The sequence below is a fragment of the Streptomyces sp. Y2F8-2 genome (genome assembly GCF_014905555.1).
In the GTDB taxonomy this organism is placed as follows: Bacteria; Actinomycetota; Actinomycetes; order Streptomycetales; family Streptomycetaceae; genus Streptomyces; species Streptomyces cynarae.
On the sequence record NZ_BNGS01000003.1, the window covers coordinates 194,484 to 207,468 of the forward strand.

11 protein-coding genes are annotated in these 12,985 nt (G+C 70.6%); 5 read left to right on the forward strand and 6 right to left on the reverse strand.

The features are described from left to right. Positions 1-18 precede the first annotated feature (18 nt). From SY2F82_RS39490 to SY2F82_RS10885, 6 genes are all read right to left on the reverse strand, one after another. A complete protein-coding gene (locus SY2F82_RS39490; RefSeq protein WP_200418810.1) occupies positions 19-1,563 on the reverse strand; it encodes a M48 family metalloprotease in 1,545 nt (514 codons plus the stop codon). Positions 1,564-1,590: 27 nt separating this feature from the next. Next, positions 1,591-2,133 (reverse strand): Pycsar system effector family protein, encoded by a 543-nt coding sequence (locus SY2F82_RS10865; protein ID WP_200418811.1) that lies wholly within the window; start codon positions 2,131-2,133, stop codon positions 1,591-1,593. Further along, positions 2,130-3,458, reverse strand: a complete 1,329-nt coding sequence (locus SY2F82_RS10870) for a PE-PGRS family protein (protein WP_200418812.1) — start codon at positions 3,456-3,458, stop codon at positions 2,130-2,132. The genes SY2F82_RS10865 and SY2F82_RS10870 overlap by 4 nt, the downstream gene beginning before the upstream one ends. Positions 3,459-3,495: 37 nt before the next feature. Continuing rightward, positions 3,496-5,628 (reverse strand): hypothetical protein, encoded by a 2,133-nt coding sequence (locus SY2F82_RS10875; protein WP_200418813.1) that lies wholly within the window; start codon positions 5,626-5,628, stop codon positions 3,496-3,498. Beyond that, entirely contained in the window at positions 5,625-6,530 is a 906-nt protein-coding gene (locus SY2F82_RS10880; protein ID WP_200418814.1) for a hypothetical protein, read from the reverse strand. Before SY2F82_RS10880 ends, SY2F82_RS10875 begins: the two co-directional genes overlap by 4 nt. 204 nt (positions 6,531-6,734) lie before the next feature. Then, positions 6,735-7,442, reverse strand: a complete 708-nt coding sequence (locus SY2F82_RS10885; RefSeq protein WP_200418815.1) for a Crp/Fnr family transcriptional regulator — start codon at positions 7,440-7,442, stop codon at positions 6,735-6,737. A gap of 568 nt (positions 7,443-8,010) precedes the next feature. Between SY2F82_RS10885 and rpsL the strand changes: the two genes are divergently transcribed. The 5 genes from rpsL (at position 8,011) to SY2F82_RS10910 (ending at position 12,911) form a co-directional block, all read left to right on the forward strand. Beyond that, positions 8,011-8,382 carry a 30S ribosomal protein S12 gene (gene rpsL / locus SY2F82_RS10890; protein WP_003948652.1) on the forward strand — a complete coding sequence of 124 codons (372 nt, stop codon included), beginning with the start codon at positions 8,011-8,013 and terminating at the stop codon, positions 8,380-8,382. A gap of 2 nt (positions 8,383-8,384) precedes the next feature. After that, the gene (gene rpsG / locus SY2F82_RS10895; protein WP_003998848.1) at positions 8,385-8,855 is read left to right on the forward strand and encodes a 30S ribosomal protein S7; all 471 of its coding nucleotides are present in this window, start codon (positions 8,385-8,387) and stop codon (positions 8,853-8,855) included. A 39-nt stretch (positions 8,856-8,894) separates the two neighbouring features. Then, positions 8,895-11,021, forward strand: a complete 2,127-nt coding sequence (fusA, locus tag SY2F82_RS10900) for an elongation factor G (protein ID WP_200418816.1) — start codon at positions 8,895-8,897, stop codon at positions 11,019-11,021. Positions 11,022-11,178: 157 nt separating this feature from the next. Further along, positions 11,179-12,372 (forward strand): elongation factor Tu, encoded by a 1,194-nt coding sequence (gene tuf / locus SY2F82_RS10905; RefSeq protein ID WP_103841183.1) that lies wholly within the window; start codon positions 11,179-11,181, stop codon positions 12,370-12,372. A 185-nt stretch (positions 12,373-12,557) separates the two neighbouring features. Further along, entirely contained in the window at positions 12,558-12,911 is a 354-nt protein-coding gene (locus SY2F82_RS10910) for a hypothetical protein (RefSeq protein ID WP_200418817.1), read from the forward strand. Positions 12,912-12,985 lie beyond the last annotated feature (74 nt).

Sequence of the window (12,985 nt, forward strand, 5' to 3'; positions counted from 1 at the left end):
CGGCGTTGCCGGAGCCGCTCAGCGGTTGATCGCGAGGTGCGGTTCCAGGGCGCGCAGCCTCTCCTGGTGGCCGGGATGGCTGGAGAGCAGGCGGGTCAGCGCCCCGGGGGCGGCCGGCTGTTCTCCGGCCGAGGCGGCACGGTCGCGCTGCGCCGCCTCCTGGGTCTGCAGGTGCTGCAGTACCTCTGTCATCTCCTGTGCGAAACCGAGCGCGACCGCCTGTTCGTCGGCGCGCAGTTCGCTCTTGCGCGCGGTGTAGGCGAGGAAGTAGGGGGCGACGAGCAGGGAGAGGGCGATGGGCCAGTAGGCGAGCGAGAGCATGAGCGCAAAGCCCGCCAGGACGAGGAACAGGGCGGTGGCCACGAGCATGTTGATCCGGCTGGCGACGTAGACGGCGATGATGGCGAGGAAGCTCGCCACGTTCCAGGCGATCCGGCCGGGCAGCGAATACCAGTAGCCGAGCAGGCCGGCCCAGGAGTGACCGCCGGTGTGGTGGCCGAGTTCGTGCGCGAGTACGGCGGCCAGGTGGCTGCTGGGGACCTCGCCCAGCGCGTACGTCGTGACGCCGACGATGTGGCCCGCGACCGCCGCCGCGTTCAGGTCGTCGCTGTTCTCCACCATCAGTTCGTACGTGTGGGCTTCGATGCCGGCGCGGGCGGTGACCTCGTGCCAGACCGGCTCCAGACGGGCTCGTTCGTCCGGCTCGGGGCGCCGGAGCTTCAGGACGCGGCGGGCGAAGAGCCGCTCGGTGGGCCGGTGGAAGGCGAGTCCGCCCGAGAACAGCCAGGCGGCCACGACGAGCCAGCCGACGATGTTTCCGGCGAGGGCCACGGAGATGCTGGCGACCACGGCGAAGCTCGCCACGAAGCCGGGGATGTACATGATCAGCCGGCCCCAGGCCGTGGCGTCCGCGCCTCGCTGGTGGGCGGAGATGTGTATGCGTGCGCCCTGGTGGCGGTAGTCGAGGTCGTCGGGAGCGGAGGGGCTGGTGGGAGCGGGGGCAGTGGGAGAGGCTTCGGGAGTCGGGGGAGTGAGCGGGGCGGCGGGCCGTGGCGGGTCCGGGGGTACCTCCGGGTACGCGGGCGGAGCACTGCCCGGGTACGGAGGGGCTTCGGGGCGGTGGAGGGCCGCGGCCGTCTCCGTCGGGTACGGAGGGGCTTCGGGGCGGTGGAGGGCCGCGGCCGTCTCCGTGTGGCGTGGGGCCACGGGATACGGGGGAGGCGCGGCCGCTTCGGGGTAGGGAGGTGCCTCGGCCGCTTCGGGGTAGGGCGGGGCCTCGGCCGCTTCGGGGGAGGGAGGTGCCTCGGCCGTTTCGGGGGAGGGAGGTGCCTCGGCCGCTGCCGGGTACTGGGGAGGGATGGCGCCCGGGTACTGGGGCGGTGCGGTGCCCGGGTACTGCGGTGGCCCGCCCGGGCCGCTCGCGTCCTGGACAGGGTCGCCCGGGTAGGCGGGTGGGGCTTCCGGGTACGGCGGGGGTGCCTTCGGGTGCGGGGGCGGTGGGGTGATGTCCGCGCGTTCGGAGCGGGGGGCCGACGGGGACGGCCGGTCCGGTGGCTGGGGCATGGCGGGAGTTCCTTCGGGGTGGGGACGTCAGCCGATGAGGAGTGCGGCGGGCAGCAGCACCGTGCCTGCGCAGAAGGCGATCAGGCCCGCGCGGATCCACTGGTGCTTGCGGGCGGCGATACGGCTCGTCTCGGTGAGAGCCGTCGTGAGTCCGGCGACGGGGTCGCCTTCGGTGTCGGCGAGCGCGGCGGACAGCAGGCCCTCGCGCGCCGCCTGCCGGACGTCGCCGAAATAGCACAGGGGCTGACCGGGGGCCCAACCGCCGCGGCTGTAGCGGGGCAGTACTGCGAGCAGCAGTGCGAGCAAGGAGAGCGCCAGGGCGAACGTTCCGGCCCACCACAGGGTGGTTCCCGCTGCCGAAAGGGACCGCGGGGTCCAGTTCCGCCCGGCCACGAGTCCGCTGAACACGCCCGCGGTCATGCCCAGCGCCGCCACCAGGACGGCCGCCTTGCTGTCGGCCCGCGCGATCTCCCCGCGCATCTCGGAGAGCAGCCGTTCGGCGACCTGGGTGCCGGGACGCGGCGGAGCCTGAGCCGATGTCCGGTGGGCAGTCGCGTCCGGAGTCGTCATGCGGACCCCGCATCCCCGGTGTGCCGCGGAGGCACGGCGGGCCCGGGCGGCTCGGCCGGCGACGGGGGCGTGTCCGGCCGGTCGGGCGGCGCGTACCCCGGGGGCGTGACGGGTGCCGCGGTGGCGTGGGGCGGCGGGGGTGTGACCGGGGACGGGCCGACGGCGGCGTACGGCGGCGGGGGTACGGCGGGCGCGGGGCCGCCCTGAGAGTGCGGTGCCGCGGTCGCGGCCGGTACCGGTGGCTGATCGCCGTACGGCTGCCGCTGCCCGCTCGCTTCCGGCACCGGCGCGTCGTACGGGCCCTGGGCGCCCTGCCCGTCGTACCCGCCCGGCACCGGTGTCGCCCCCGCCGGCAGCGCCGACTGCCCGTGGGGCACGGTCCCCCGGCGGCGGGCCAGGTCATCGACCGCGTGGCGGACCTGCTTGAGGGCCTCGGCCTTCTGGTAGTCCTCCAGCTCGTCGCCGCCGATGAGCTGCAACTGGGTCTGGATGAAGGACAGTTGGTCCTGCTGGATGCTGTTGATGACCAGTTGGGTGTCCTCGGGGTGCTCGGCCAGGTGGAGCGCCCAGGCGCCGACGCCGCCGTGCTGCAGGTGGTACCGGTAGAAGTTGATCTTCGCGGCCACGAGTTCCTGTTGCTGCTGCTGACGCAGGCGCTCCAGCTCGTACTGCTGCCGGGCCTTGCGCAGCTCGAACTCGTGCTCGGGGTCGAGCATCTCGGACTCGTAGCGCAGGGTCCGCTGCCGTCGCCGGTGCGCGATCGCCTCCTCGTCCGGGCGCAGCCGCACCACGCAGCTGACCGCGAGCCCGGTGCCCGCCGCGAAACCGCTTGCCTCGACCGTCTTCTGGACGGCCGCCTCGGCGGTCGCGCTGTCCTCGATGGAGTAGCGGCGGCTGACGGGCCGGGCAAGCTGCTGCAGTTCACGCTTCAGCCGTTCGGGGACGTCGCGCTCGCCGCTGCGCACGAACGCCTCCGGATCCCCGACCCGCCAGGTCAGGTCGGCGGTCACACCGAAGGAGAACGCGTCGTCGTCGCTGGGCAGTTCGAGCTCGAGCTGCACCGGGTGGCTGCCCATGTCCACCTCGTACACCGAGGCGTAGCGACGGGTCGCCGCGTCCGTGCGGCTCGGCCGGTGCGGCGGGACGTAGGTGTCGTACGCGCCGTCCTTGGTGGCGAAGACCAGCGCGTGGTCGATCGCCATGACCGGGCGCCGGCCGGTGTAGTCGAAGCGGGAGATCGGCCGGACGGTGAGCACCGGGTCCTTCAACGTGCTGTGCCGGTCGGCTTCCTGCTGCCACTCCGGCTGACGGCGGAAGTCCGCCATGGGGCAACTCCTCGTGATTGCTGTGGGTCCTCGTGCGTCAGGGGGTGGCGGCGGCCGGGTGCAGCACCGCGAGCAGCCGGTCCGCCACGGGCGGGCGTGGGCCGCCGTCCTCGCCGCGCAGCGTGCGCAGTTCGTGGCTGAGCCGGTCGCGGTCGGCCGCGGTGACGACCAGCGCGGGCAGCAGCAGCTCCAGGGCGCGTGCCGCGTCGGCGCGGTACTGGGCCGCGTACACCCAGGTGCGCAGCGCCTTCAGGGCCTGCCGGGTGTGGGCGCGGTCCCCGAGGGCGGTGCGCCACAGGGTGGCGAGGTCGCGGGCCGAGTCCGCCTGGTACATGCCGGTGTGGGCGTACCACTCCACGAGCGCGTTCTCCTCGGCGTTGTCGCAGGCCCGCACGAACGCGTTCAGCCCGAGGGCCCGCACCGCCGTGGTGTCGTGGTGGAGCAGTCCCACGAGCTCGGAGAGCATCTCTCCGCGGCGTTCGCCCACGGAGAGCAGCAGGGCCGTGGACTCGATCAGGTTGCTGCTCTCGGTGGGGCTGCTGTCGTCGGCGCGGGCCCGGGCGGCGAGCGCGCCGAGTGCCGGGGCCGCCAGGTCCGGGCGAAGCGGTGCGAGCAGCCCGAAGGCGCGGATCGCGGTCCACCGGCGGGCCCAGTGCGCGTCCGTGCACCACTGGGTGAGCAGCCGCAGCACGACGGGCGCGTCCAGCAGTTGCGCGAGGGTGAGCGCGTTCGCCGCGGTCACCCGGGCCCCGAAGAAACGCGAGACGGCCCAGCCGTCGATGAGCAGTGCGATCGCCGAGGGCAGATCGGCGCACGCGAGCAGTGCGGCGGCCGCGGCGGCCCGGGTCCGGACGACGGGGCGCGCGTCGCGGGCCAGTTCCTTGAGCCAGGCGACCAGCGCGGGCCGGGCCGAGGGGTGCCCGGTCCACACCTCGGCCAGCAGCGCGCGCGGGGTGTCCTCTCTCGGGAAGTACGCCGTGAACTGCGGGACCTCCCCCCACTCGGTCGTCTCGTTCCGCATCTCGCCCTCGGCGCCCGCCCGCTCCAGCCGGGTCTCGGCGGCCAGGCCGAACACCGGGATCTCCGGCGGCTCTTCGGGGTGCTGCAGCCGCTGGAAGTGCACGAAGAGGCGGTCGGCGAGTTCGGCGGCCAGGACGTAGGGGGCCCGGTCGAAGACGGCGAGCGCGATCAGGAACGCCTTGTCCCGCAGATCGGTCCCGGCGTCGCTCAGCCGGTCCCGGCACTGCTTCTCCACCGCCGCCTGACCGAAGTCCGCCAGCCGGGCGGCCGCCTCGTCGCTGCCGTCGTACGAGGCGAGTGCCCTGGCGAACTCGGCGGCCTCGCCAGGGTGGTGCCGCCCTCGGGAGTGGCGGGAGAGGAAGTCCCGCACGGGGCCGAGGGACAGCAGGTCCTCGACGTCCGCCCCGCGCAGGCGGGCCACGTGGGCCCGCAGCACGTCCGCCGCCTCAGGGGGTTCCCACCGCATCGGGGTGGGACCCAGCAGGAAGGGCGAGTTCTCGACGGTGACCACCAGATAGCCGTCGGTCTGCCTGAGCTGGTCGCGGGCCGCGTACAGATGGGTGTCCCGCAGCGGCCGGTTGCGGGTCAGGGGCAGATCGCGCAGGACGTGTCCGCCCGGGTGCGTGAGCCGACCGGCCAGGGTCGCCGGGGTCGTCTCCGCGGACAGGGCGCGCACGGCCGGCACGCCCAGCCGGTGCAGCAGCATGCACGCGGCCGCGTGGCGCCCGCTGGCGTGGGCGCCCGACAGCACCAGGACGCGTTCCCGGCGGAGCCGTTCCAGGGCGGCCGGGAAGGCGGGGCTCTCGACGAACACCGCGGCCAGCGCGTCGAGCCGTTCGCGGGGGATCTCCCCGGAGACGGCGGCGTCCGCCGCCGGCGCGTGGTGGTGGATCTCCGTCTTCCCGCCCAGGAAGACGTCTCCGGCCACGTGCCCGCCGGACACCCCGTGCTGGGCGCCGCCGACGAGGCTGCCGCCGAAGGACGCGGCCGAACCGAGGATGAATCCCGGCGCGTGCGCGAACAGCTCCCGCTGCGCGGCCCGCGCCTCCTGCGTCCTTTCCTCGGGCCCGTCATCGGTCTCGGGTGCGGTGGGGTGCGGGTCCTGCTGCGGTACGGCGTCCGAGTCGGGCTCCTGGAGGGCCGCCGTCATGCCGGCTCACCTCCCGTCCGGGTGCCGGGGTGGTTGCCGGCCGGACGGCTCGATCCGCCGAGGTGGATGTCTCCGGTGACCTGCCCGCCGGACACGCCGTGCTGGTTCCCGCCGACGAGGCTGCCGCCGAAACTGGGGGCGCCCCCGGTGAAGTTGAAGACGACGCCTCCTGCGGGAGGCGCGGGCGCGGGTGTCTGCTGCCGGGCGTCGCCCTCCGGGGGCGCGGCGGATCGCCGCTCCGGTGCCGGACGCTCCCCCGAGGCACCCGGCACCGGAGCTCCCCCCGCCCCCGTGTCACCGTGGCTTTCGTGTCCGGCGGACCCGGTCCCGCCGGGCAGCGGCCCGTGCAGCCAGGCGCGCAGCGGTCCGTTCTTGCTGTCCACCGTCACCTGGTGGAAGTCCTCCGCCGGGATGCCGGGGTGACTGTGCCGCACGATGCCGGCGTGCACCGCCTCGGAGACGCACAGCGCGAAGTCGCCGGCACGTTCCCGCAGGGCCGCGCGCAGCAGCTCGGCGTCGAGGAGGCGGCAGGCGTGGTTGAGGTCGGAGCCGACCCACCCGTCGTGTCCGTCCACGGCGACGTATCCGGAGGCGACCACGCCCCGCAGCCGGATCTGCGCGGAGCTGGACGCCATGCGGTTGACCGCCCGGAGCTGGGCGGGGACCTCGGTGAGGAGCGCCCTCAGCAGCGCGGTGACCGAGGCGTTGGCGTCGATCAGCTCCATCACCGAGTCGCCCCGGTCGGCCCGCAGCCGCAGCGTCTCGTCGATGCCGGCGCTCTCCAGGACACGGTCGGTGATGTCGTAGAGCATCCGCCGCAGGTACGCCTGCTCGACGTCGTCCCGGTCGCTGTACTTCTCGATGTCGAGCAGGAGGATCGTCCGGCTCACGGGGTCCGTCATGGTCGCCTTTCGGTGGGAGCTGACGCCTGGGTGAGAAGAGTGGCGCGCCGGGTGGCTCCGGAAAGAGGGCGGATGACGCACTCGAACTGTGACCGTGTGCACAGTGGGGCCCTCGGCGCCGATGTGGTGCCGTGCCGTCGGACACCCCGCGCCGCGGGGGCGTACCGGCGAGCCGCGCGCCTCCCCGGAATCCGCCGACGCGGTTCAGAACTCCGTTCGTGCGATGCGCCGCAGCACGTCCATCCGGACGATCCGCAGGGTCCGCCGGCCCGTCAGCACCACACCCTTCTCCCGCAGCTCCTTCAGCAGCCGCTGGACCATCTCCCGCGAGGCTCCGACGGACCCGGCGAGCTCCTGCTTGCTCAGGGGGACCAGGAGTTCGACGCCCGTCTCCGTGTAGCGGGCGTTGGTGTGGGCGAGTTCGAGCAGGAGGGCGGCGAGCCGTTCCCGCACGCTCATCGAAGCGAACTCCAGGCGCCGCTGGTCGGCCGCGCGCATCCGGTCGGAGGTGAGCCCGAGCAGCGCGTACGAAACGGCGGGGGACCGGGCCAGGAACTCGGTGAAGCGGTTCCGGTCGACCGCCACCGCGCGTACCGGCTCCAGCGCGGTCACGGTCGCGGAGCGCGGCCGCCCCGTCAGCGCGGCGGACTCGCCGACGACGTCACCGGGCCCACGCAGTGCGAGCAGCGCCACGTACCCGTTGGCGGCGGCCGCGGTGACCTTCGTCCAACCGTGCGTGACGAAGAGGACGTACGACGACGGCTCGTGCTGGTGCAGCAGGACGTCCCGTGGCCGGAAGCCAAGCTCGCGGCCCAGACCGAGGAGCCTCTCGCGGTCCTGCTTCTCCAGGCGCGCCAGGAAGGGCACCCGGTCGTCGAGTCCGGTCTCTCCCGGTAAGCCTGCCGTGGTCATGAACTCCCCCGTCCCGGCTGATCCGTACCGCGACCGCTCAACGTACTGAACATGTCCCGGCCATGAACACCGGATCGGTAAACCGGCGACAGGCGCGGGCGGTCGCGGCGACGGGTGCAGCGCATCGGGAGGATGATGGAGGGGCTCCGGAGTTCCGGGGAGGTGCCCGTGGTGCAGCCGCCGTATCCGCCGTGGCAGTCCCAGCAGCAGGGGGCAGGGGGTGTTCGCAGCCGCGGGCAGGGCACAATGGTGTTCAAAGCGGGCAGCGGCCGCCGATTCGAAGATCACGTAGGGGTCGGGGTCTTGACATGCTCCGCACGGCGCTGCCGGTGGGGCCCATTTGTTTTGACCGCAGCGAATGCGATAGGTACGCTCAGACCTTGTGCCTGGGGTGTGCCCTGGCTCTCGTGCGTGCCTTCACACCGCACCGGGAGCCGCGAGCGGCCACCGTAATCTGCGCCCTTTTCGCCTCGCGGCGGGAATCTGCGGGATTCGACACACCCGACCGCGTGGGTCGGCGACGTTCCAGGTTAGCTGTACCCATCGGCACACAGAAACCGGAGAAGTAGTGCCTACGATCCAGCAGCTGGTCCGCAAGGGCCGGCAGGACAAGGTCGAGAAGAACAAGACGCCCGCACTCGAGGGTTCTCCTCAGCGTCGCGGCGTCTGCACGCGTGTGTTCACGACCACCCCGAAGAAGCCGAACTCGGCCCTCCGCAAGGTCGCGCGTGTGCGTCTGACCAGCGGCATCGAGGTCACCGCTTACATTCCGGGTGAGGGACACAACCTGCAGGAGCACTCCATCGTGCTCGTGCGCGGCGGCCGTGTGAAGGACCTGCCGGGTGTTCGCTACAAGATCATCCGTGGCTCCCTCGACACCCAGGGTGTCAAGAACCGCAAGCAGGCCCGCAGCCGTTACGGCGCCAAGAAGGAGAAGTAAGAATGCCTCGTAAGGGCCCCGCCCCGAAGCGTCCGGTCATCATCGACCCGGTCTACGGCTCTCCTCTGGTGACCTCCCTGATCAACAAGGTGCTGCTGAACGGCAAGCGCTCCACCGCCGAGCGCATCGTCTACGGCGCCATGGAGGGCCTGCGCGAGAAGACCGGCAACGACCCGGTCATCACGCTCAAGCGCGCTCTCGAGAACATCAAGCCGACCCTCGAGGTCAAGTCCCGCCGTGTCGGTGGCGCCACCTACCAGGTCCCGGTCGAGGTCAAGCCCGGCCGTGCCAACACCCTGGCGCTGCGCTGGCTGGTCGGTTACTCCCGCGCCCGTCGCGAGAAGACCATGACCGAGCGTCTGCTGAACGAGCTCCTCGACGCGTCCAACGGCCTCGGCGCCGCTGTGAAGAAGCGCGAGGACACGCACAAGATGGCCGAGTCCAACAAGGCCTTCGCGCACTACCGCTGGTAGTCGCTACCCCATCGAGAACCGAGAGAAGACTGAAGCCTTATGGCTACCACTTCGCTTGACCTGGCCAGGGTGCGCAATATCGGCATCATGGCCCACATCGACGCGGGCAAGACGACCACCACCGAGCGGATCCTGTTCTACACCGGCGTTTCGTACAAGATCGGTGAGGTCCACGACGGCGCTGCCACCATGGACTGGATGGAGCAGGAGCAGGAGCGTGGCATCACGATCACCTCTGCTGCCACCACCTGTCACTGGCCGCTGGAGAACGTCGACCACACCATCAACATCATCGACACCCCGGGCCACGTCGACTTCACGGTCGAGGTGGAGCGCTCCCTGCGCGTGCTCGACGGTGCCGTGACGGTGTTCGACGGCGTCGCCGGCGTTGAGCCGCAGTCCGAGACGGTGTGGCGTCAGGCGGACCGCTACGGCGTTCCCCGCATCTGCTTCGTCAACAAGCTCGACCGCACCGGTGCCGAGTTCCACCGCTGCGTCGACATGATCTCCGACCGCCTGGGCGCGCAGCCGCTGGTCATGCAGCTGCCGATCGGTGCCGAGGCCGACTTCAAGGGCGTTGTGGACCTGGTCCGCATGAAGGCCCTGGTCTGGTCCGCGGAGGCGACCAAGGGCGAGATGTACGACGTCGTCGACATCCCGGCCACGCACACCGAGGCCGCCGAGGAGTGGCGCGGCAAGCTGCTCGAGGCCGTCGCGGAGAACGACGAGGAGCTGATGGAGCTGTACCTCGAGGGCGAGGAGCCCACCGAGGAGCAGCTGTACGCGGCGATCCGTCGTATCACCATCGCGTCCGGCAAGGGCACCGGCACCACCGTCACCCCGGTGTTCTGCGGCACCGCGTTCAAGAACAAGGGCGTCCAGCCCCTGCTCGACGCGGTCGTGCGCTACCTGCCGTCCCCGGTCGACATCGAGGCCATCGAGGGCCACGACGTCAAGGACTCGGAGACGGTCATCAAGCGCAAGCCGTCCGACGACGAGCCGCTGTCCGCGCTGGCGTTCAAGATCATGAGCGACCCGCACCTGGGCAAGCTCACCTTCGTCCGCGTGTACTCCGGCCGCCTGGAGTCCGGCACCGCCGTGCTGAACTCCGTCAAGGGCCGCAAGGAGCGCATCGGCAAGATCTACCGCATGCACGCCAACAAGCGTGAGGAGATCGAGTCGGTGGGCGCCGGCGACATCGTCGCCGTCATGGGCCTGAAGCAGACCACCACCGGTGAGACGCTCTGCGACGAGAAGAACCCGGTCATCCTGGAGTCCATGGACTTCCCGGCGCCGGTCATCGAGGTCGCGATCGAGCCCAAGTCCAAGGGTGACCAGGAGAAGCTGGGTGTCGCCATCCAGCGTCTCGCGGAGGAGGACCCCTCCTTCCAGGTGCACACCAACGAGGAGACCGGCCAGACCGTCATCGGCGGTATGGGCGAGCTTCACCTCGAGGTGCTGGTCGACCGTATGCGCCGCGAGTTCAAGGTCGAGGCCAACGTCGGCAAGCCGCAGGTCGCGTACCGCGAGACCATTCGCCAGAAGGTCGATAAGGTCGAGTACACCCACAAGAAGCAGACGGGTGGTACCGGCCAGTTCGGTCGCGTCATCATCTCGATCGAGCCGATCGAGAGCGGCGACATGTCGTACGAGTTCGTGAACCAGGTGACCGGTGGTCGTATCCCGAAGGAGTACATCCCTTCGGTCGACGCCGGCTGCCAGGAGGCCATGCAGTTCGGCATCCTCGCGGGCTACGAGATGACCGGCGTCCGCGTCACCCTGCTCGACGGTGCCTACCACGAGGTCGACTCCTCCGAGCTCGCCTTCAAGATCGCCGGTTCGCAGGCCTTCAAGGAGGCCGCGCGCAAGGCCAAGCCCGTGCTGCTCGAGCCGATGATGGCCGTCGAGGTCACCACGCCCGAGGACTACATGGGTGAGGTCATCGGTGACATCAACTCCCGCCGTGGCCAGATCCAGGCCATGGAGGAGCGTGCCGGCGCCCGTGTCGTGAAGGGCCTGGTTCCGCTGTCGGAGATGTTCGGCTACGTCGGCGACCTCCGCAGCAAGACGTCGGGTCGCGCGAGCTACTCGATGCAGTTCGACTCCTACGCCGAGGTTCCGCGGAACGTCGCCGAGGAGATCATCGCGAAGGCCAAGGGCGAGTAACGCACCCCGTTCACACGCTTTAGGCTTGACACCGACCGCCGGGGTTTCAAACCCCCGTTTCACCCGGGTGGGAGCGACCCCGGCGGCCGGCACCCCAGCAAAGATCACCTGGCGCCGATGAGTAAGGCGTACAGAACCACTCCACAGGAGGACCCCAGTGGCGAAGGCGAAGTTCGAGCGGACTAAGCCGCACGTCAACATCGGCACCATCGGTCACATCGACCACGGTAAGACGACCCTCACGGCCGCCATTACCAAGGTGCTGCACGACGCGTACCCGGACCTGAACGAGGCCACCCCGTTCGACAACATCGACAAGGCTCCTGAGGAGCGCCAGCGCGGTATCACCATCTCCATCGCGCACGTCGAGTACCAGACCGAGTCGCGTCACTACGCCCACGTCGACTGCCCGGGTCACGCGGACTACATCAAGAACATGATCACCGGTGCGGCGCAGATGGACGGCGCCATCCTGGTGGTCGCCGCCACCGACGGCCCGATGCCGCAGACCAAGGAGCACGTGCTCCTGGCCCGCCAGGTCGGCGTGCCGTACATCGTTGTCGCCCTGAACAAGGCCGACATGGTGGACGACGAGGAGATCCTGGAGCTCGTCGAGCTCGAGGTCCGTGAGCTCCTCACCGAGTACGAGTTCCCGGGCGACGACGTTCCGGTCGTCCAGGTCTCCGCTCTGAAGGCGCTCGAGGGCGACCCGAAGTGGACCCAGTCGGTCCTGGACCTCATGAACGCCGTCGACACCTCCATCCCGGAGCCCGAGCGTGACGTCGACAAGCCGTTCCTGATGCCGATCGAGGACGTCTTCACCATCACCGGTCGCGGTACGGTCGTCACCGGCCGTATCGAGCGTGGTGTCCTCAAGGTCAACGAGACCGTCGACATCATCGGCATCAAGCCGGAGAAGACCTCCACCACGGTCACCGGCATCGAGATGTTCCGCAAGCTGCTCGACGAGGGCCAGGCCGGTGAGAACGTCGGTCTGCTGCTCCGCGGCATCAAGCGCGAGGACGTCGAGCGCGGCCAGGTCATCATCAAGCCGGGCTCGGTCACCCCGCACACCGAGTTCGAGGCGCAGGCCTACATCCTGTCCAAGGACGAGGGTGGCCGCCACACGCCGTTCTTCAACAACTACCGCCCGCAGTTCTACTTCCGTACGACGGACGTGACCGGCGTGGTGACCCTCCCCGAGGGCACCGAGATGGTCATGCCGGGTGACAACACCGAGATGAAGGTGGAGCTCATCCAGCCCGTCGCCATGGAGGAGGGCCTCAAGTTCGCCATCCGTGAGGGTGGTCGGACCGTGGGCGCCGGCCAGGTCACCAAGATCGTCAAGTAAGTTCCGCTTGCTTGAGGGTCTGACCCCCTGGGTCAGCTGACCTGAAGAGGCCCGCACGACTTCGGTCGTGCGGGCCTCTTCGCGTTGTCACGACAGGCGGCACCGCCGCCCTGCGTACCAGAGCCCCCGCTCCGCTGAGTACGAGCGCTCATGTGCGTGCCGCCCGCCCGCGATGGGATGGTCCCATGCTGGACACCACACAGGGCGGGCCCGCGCGGCGTGCGTGGGCCGGACCGCTGATCGGGACCGTGCTCACCCTTCCCGGGAGCTTCTTCGCCTTCGTCTTCGGCGGACTCGCACCCATGGCCTGCGACAACTGCGACGGAGCCGAGGCCGAGCGGTTCACCAGGGGCTTCAACACCGCCCACACGGTCCTGCACGGGGGCCTCACCGCCGCGTTCGTCATTCTGCTGATCAGCTGGTGCCTGCCGTGGAACGAACGGAACGTCGTCCCGCGCTGGGTCCTCGCCGCCCTCGCGCCCGGCACCGTCGTGCTCTCCGTGCTCCTCTTCGCGTCGATGGTGCCCTGGCCGAGCTGATCCCCGAGGCTGTTCGGGGGAACGGCAGGTGTCGTACGGAGAGGCGCGACGGGTGCGGTCCTACGTTCTGGCGG

Coding starts and splice junctions, on each gene's coding strand:
- SY2F82_RS39490 (WP_200418810.1), bottom strand. CDS start 1,563: ATGCCCCAGCCACCGGACCGGCCGTCCCCGTCGGCCCCCCGCTCCGAA.
- SY2F82_RS10865 (WP_200418811.1), bottom strand. CDS start 2,133: ATGACGACTCCGGACGCGACTGCCCACCGGACATCGGCTCAGGCTCCG.
- SY2F82_RS10870 (WP_200418812.1), bottom strand. CDS start 3,458: ATGGCGGACTTCCGCCGTCAGCCGGAGTGGCAGCAGGAAGCCGACCGG.
- SY2F82_RS10875 (WP_200418813.1), bottom strand. CDS start 5,628: ATGACGGCGGCCCTCCAGGAGCCCGACTCGGACGCCGTACCGCAGCAG.
- SY2F82_RS10880 (WP_200418814.1), bottom strand. CDS start 6,530: ATGACGGACCCCGTGAGCCGGACGATCCTCCTGCTCGACATCGAGAAG.
- SY2F82_RS10885 (WP_200418815.1), bottom strand. CDS start 7,442: ATGACCACGGCAGGCTTACCGGGAGAGACCGGACTCGACGACCGGGTG.
- rpsG (WP_003998848.1), top strand. CDS start 8,385: ATGCCTCGTAAGGGCCCCGCCCCGAAGCGTCCGGTCATCATCGACCCG.
- fusA (WP_200418816.1), top strand. CDS start 8,895: ATGGCTACCACTTCGCTTGACCTGGCCAGGGTGCGCAATATCGGCATC.
- SY2F82_RS10910 (WP_200418817.1), top strand. CDS start 12,558: ATGCTGGACACCACACAGGGCGGGCCCGCGCGGCGTGCGTGGGCCGGA.